Origin of the sequence: uncultured Cetobacterium sp. (genome assembly GCF_945952365.1) — a bacterium.
Lineage (GTDB): Bacteria > Fusobacteriota > Fusobacteriia > Fusobacteriales > Fusobacteriaceae > Cetobacterium_A.
Window position 1 is genome coordinate 1 of the sequence record NZ_CAMFHX010000059.1, and the last position, 3,619, is coordinate 3,619.

The 3,619-nt window shown below is 31.6% G+C and carries 4 protein-coding genes and 1 pseudogene; 3 read left to right on the top strand and 2 right to left on the bottom strand.

What is annotated here, in order from left to right; translation table 11 throughout:
• From Q0O83_RS11785 to Q0O83_RS11795, 3 genes and pseudogenes are all read left to right on the top strand, one after another.
• Positions 1-635 (top strand): annotated as a pseudogene (locus Q0O83_RS11785) (hypothetical protein); the annotation flags it as partial.
• Complete coding sequence (locus tag Q0O83_RS11790; RefSeq protein WP_294097327.1) at positions 628-1,005, top strand: hypothetical protein; 378 nt, start codon at positions 628-630, stop codon at positions 1,003-1,005. The pseudogene Q0O83_RS11785 and the gene Q0O83_RS11790, both read left to right, overlap by 8 nt.
• 84 nt (positions 1,006-1,089) lie before the next feature.
• Positions 1,090-1,653 carry a recombinase family protein gene (locus tag Q0O83_RS11795; RefSeq protein ID WP_294097329.1) on the top strand — a complete coding sequence of 188 codons (564 nt, stop codon included), beginning with the start codon at positions 1,090-1,092 and terminating at the stop codon, positions 1,651-1,653.
• Positions 1,654-1,692: 39 nt separating this feature from the next.
• Here Q0O83_RS11795 and Q0O83_RS11800 read toward each other — a convergent pair whose 3' ends face one another.
• Together Q0O83_RS11800 and Q0O83_RS11805 are read right to left on the bottom strand one after the other, a co-directional pair.
• On the bottom strand, positions 1,693-2,868 hold the full coding sequence (locus Q0O83_RS11800; protein WP_294097331.1) for a M20 family metallopeptidase: 1,176 nt from the start codon (positions 2,866-2,868) through the stop codon (positions 1,693-1,695).
• A 36-nt stretch (positions 2,869-2,904) separates the two neighbouring features.
• Complete coding sequence (locus Q0O83_RS11805; protein WP_294097333.1) at positions 2,905-3,552, bottom strand: MetQ/NlpA family ABC transporter substrate-binding protein; 648 nt, start codon at positions 3,550-3,552, stop codon at positions 2,905-2,907.
• Positions 3,553-3,619 lie beyond the last annotated feature (67 nt).

The window sequence follows — 3,619 nt, forward strand, 5'->3', positions numbered from 1 at the left end:
GTTTAGGCTCTACCTCAAATGGAAACAGTAAAAGACAAGTTGTAGTAGAGTCAAATGAAGAACTAATATCTTTATACAAAAGCTTCTCTGAGAAAATTAAAGCTACAAATGGGGCTTCTATGTCTGAATTAAAAAAATATGGATTCAAATACTCTTCAACTGTTTTATTGAGACGTTTTGGAAATTGGAAAACTGTAAAAGAGCTATCTGGGTTTACATTTAAACTTGGCTCTCTTTACTCTAAAGAGGATATTATCAAAGCATTACTACTAGCTCGAACAGAAAAAGGAAGAAGGCTTTCACAAAGTGAAATCAATAAAAATAAAGAGCTTCCATCTCTAGAAACAATTTTGAAATTTTTCAAAACTACTAAAATTTCGAAAGTATGGGATGAGCTTGAACAAAACCTAGAGAAAACAACTACTGAGGGGAAAATATACTCTCTTGAGGAGATTAAAGATTTACTATATAAACAATATTGTTTAAAAGGTTCAACTCTAACTATTTCTGAAATTGAAGCTCTCACAAAACAAGGAATTCTTCCTGGTAAAACAACAATATATAGACATTTTAAAACATATAAAATCAAAGAAATTTGGAAAATAATCTTAGAGGAGAAATCAACACATGAATAAAATTAAACAAGTTTTAAAGAAATACTGGCCTTCAGAAAAAGTTAATATTTTCTATGAAAAATTAGAAACCTCTTTTCCAGTATACAAAATAGAGTGTCTCGAAATTTTTATAGAGGATATTTTCATTCAAAATCCAAAAGTTTCCTCTTCTGATATTTTTTCATATACAAAAAATATGGATGCCTTTCTAAATTCTGAAGAGTTTCTCATTGATTTTTTCAAATCTACAGAAACTTTCGAGGGAAATCTAATCGCATCTAAATTGGAAAACAACCCTTTAGAAGTTGAAAGAATAATAGATGGACTTTTAAAAAAAGAAAAAATTAAATTCAAAGAAAATGAAAATCAATTTATTGTTTGGTACCTTTAATCCTTTAATTATAATACTATTATTAAAAGCTATTATAGAATATAATATAGCTTTATTACAATAATTTATTTTAAGAGGGATTTTATGAAAATTGGATATGTTCGAGTCTCAACAGTCGAACAAAATGAAGGACGACAATTAAAGAAAATGAATGAAGTAAAGGTTGATAAAATATATATTGAAAAAATATCGGCCAAGGATATTAAAGGAAGAACTCAATTGATAACTATGTTAAATGAAGTAATCGAAGGTGATACCATTTATGTCCATGACTTTTCAAGATTAGCTAGATCAACAAAAGATCTGCTTTATATCACTGAAATTTTAGCTCAAAAAAAAGTAGCTCTTATATCTTTTAAAGAAAATATAGATACTTCGACTGCAACTGGAAAACTAATGCTGACTATGATAGGAGCTATCAATGAGTTTGAAAGAACAAACCTTTTAGAAAGGCAAAAAGAGGGAATTTCTCTAGCTAAAGAGTTGGGAAAATATAAAGGGCGTAAACCGATTCCTTTTCCCGATAACTGGGAAAATATCTATATAAAATGGAAAAATAAAGAGATACCGGCCTCGTTTGCTATGACAAATTTAAATCTGAAAAAATCTACATTTTATAAGTTAGCTAAAGAGTGGGAGAGGAAATAATCCTCTCTCATTTTTATCTCTTTTTTATCACTTTTTGAATTACTTTTTTGTAGCTTCAAAAGCCTCTTTAACTTTTAATAATTCACTCTCATTTAAAATTAATTTAAGTCCTAAAAGTGCCAAAGCTTTTCCTCCTAAAATAACAGCCTCATCTCCCGCTAAAGACCCTGCTGCCTCATTAAACTCATGAGTGTGACCAACAACACATGAATCACAAATTTTAATATTCGGATGAATCGTTGGAACAATGTGACTTACATTTCCAACATCTGTCGACCCCATACTTTTCTTAGAATCCACTAAAACTTCTACTCCTAACTTTTTCATAACGTCCACATAAAGATCATCAAAATATCTTGTTTGAACTAAGTTATCAACTCTATTTTGGAAACTAGAAACCTTTGCCTTACATCCAGTCATAAGAGCAGCACCATTTGCTATGTCTACAATTTTCTGTGTAACTTCATCACATCCCTCTTTTGTTGCAGCACGAATATAAAATCTAGCTTTTGTGTAATCCGGAATTATATTTGGAGCGTCCCCACCATGAGTGATAACTCCGTGAATTTTTACGTCTGAAGTAACATGCTGTCTCAATGTCGCTATTCCATTGAAAAAATGTAGCAGAGCATCTAAAGCATTTTTTCCACTTTCTGGCGAACCTGCTGCATGAGCAGACTTTCCAAAGAATTCAAAATCTAATGGATTTACAGCCAAACTATTTTTAGTTATCGAGTGCTCGCTACTTGGATGAATAATCATAGCAACATCTATTCCTTCAAAAAGCTTCTCTCTCACGAATGATCCCTTTGCACTTCCATTTTGTCCTCCCTCTTCTGCAGGGCATCCATATATAACTACTTCACCAGGTACATTCTCCAAAGAGTCAGCAAGAGCCACTCCACCAGCTACACTTATTCCCGCTATAACATTGTGTCCACAAGCATGACCAAGATTTGGTAAAGCATCATACTCAGCTAAAAAAGCAAGTTTTGGATACTCTCCATGAATAGATTTTTTTCTAGCTATAAAGCCTGTTTTATGTCCAGCTATATCTCTTTCTACATCGAACCCCTTCGATTCCAAATAGTTTGTTAACAGCTCAGATGCAAAATACTCTTCGTTTCCAATCTCTGGATTTTTATGTATATTTTGACTTAAACTTATAAACTCATCTCTATTCTCATCTAAAAAACCTATTATTCTATTCTCCATTTTTGCTCCTCCCGATTTCATCTTTTTTATTTTTATTTAAAATACAGCTATTGATGATCCTTTATAATAATCATCTATTATTTTTTTATTCTCAGCAGTTTGATATATTTCTAAAACTCTTTTTATCTCAGGATTATTTTGATTATCCTCTCTTGCTGCTATAATATTAAAGTATGGTTTCAATCTCTCATTTTTAAAATCTTCAATGAATATTGAATCTTGTAGCGGTGAATACCCAGCTTGAACAGCAACCCCATTATTTATAGCTGCCACATCTACATCCTCTATCGATCTTGGAATCTGAGTTGCAACAAGCTCAACAATTTTTATTCCCTTTGGATTAGCTACTATATCTTTAACTCTTGGGAAGGCTCCTGCTTCTTTATTTAAAGTTACTAACCCTGCATCTTGAAGAAGTAGTAATGCTCTTCCACCATTTGAACTATCATTTGGTATTGCTACTGTCGCTCCATCTTTTAAAGCTGATAAATCCGTTATCTTTTTAGAATATATCCCCATCGGTGCTAAAACCGTATATCCTAGATTCACAATACTTAACTTATGCTCTTTCTTGAAATTATCAAAGTATATCTCGGTTTGAAAAGCATTTATATCTATCTCTTTTTCCTGCAAAGCTAAATTTGGTCTTATGTAATCCGCAAAATTTATGAACTTTAATTCTATATTCTCTTTTTTTTATAATGGGTTAACAATTTAAGACAGCTTCCCTCTTACCTTAAGCAAAAATTTG

Excerpts from the sequence above, each read along its gene's own strand:
- Q0O83_RS11800 (WP_294097331.1), bottom strand. The coding sequence starts at position 2,868 with ATGGAGAATAGAATAATAGGTTTTTTAGATGAGAATAGAGATGAGTTT.
- Q0O83_RS11790 (WP_294097327.1), top strand. The coding sequence starts at position 628 with ATGAATAAAATTAAACAAGTTTTAAAGAAATACTGGCCTTCAGAAAAA.
- Q0O83_RS11795 (WP_294097329.1), top strand. The coding sequence starts at position 1,090 with ATGAAAATTGGATATGTTCGAGTCTCAACAGTCGAACAAAATGAAGGA.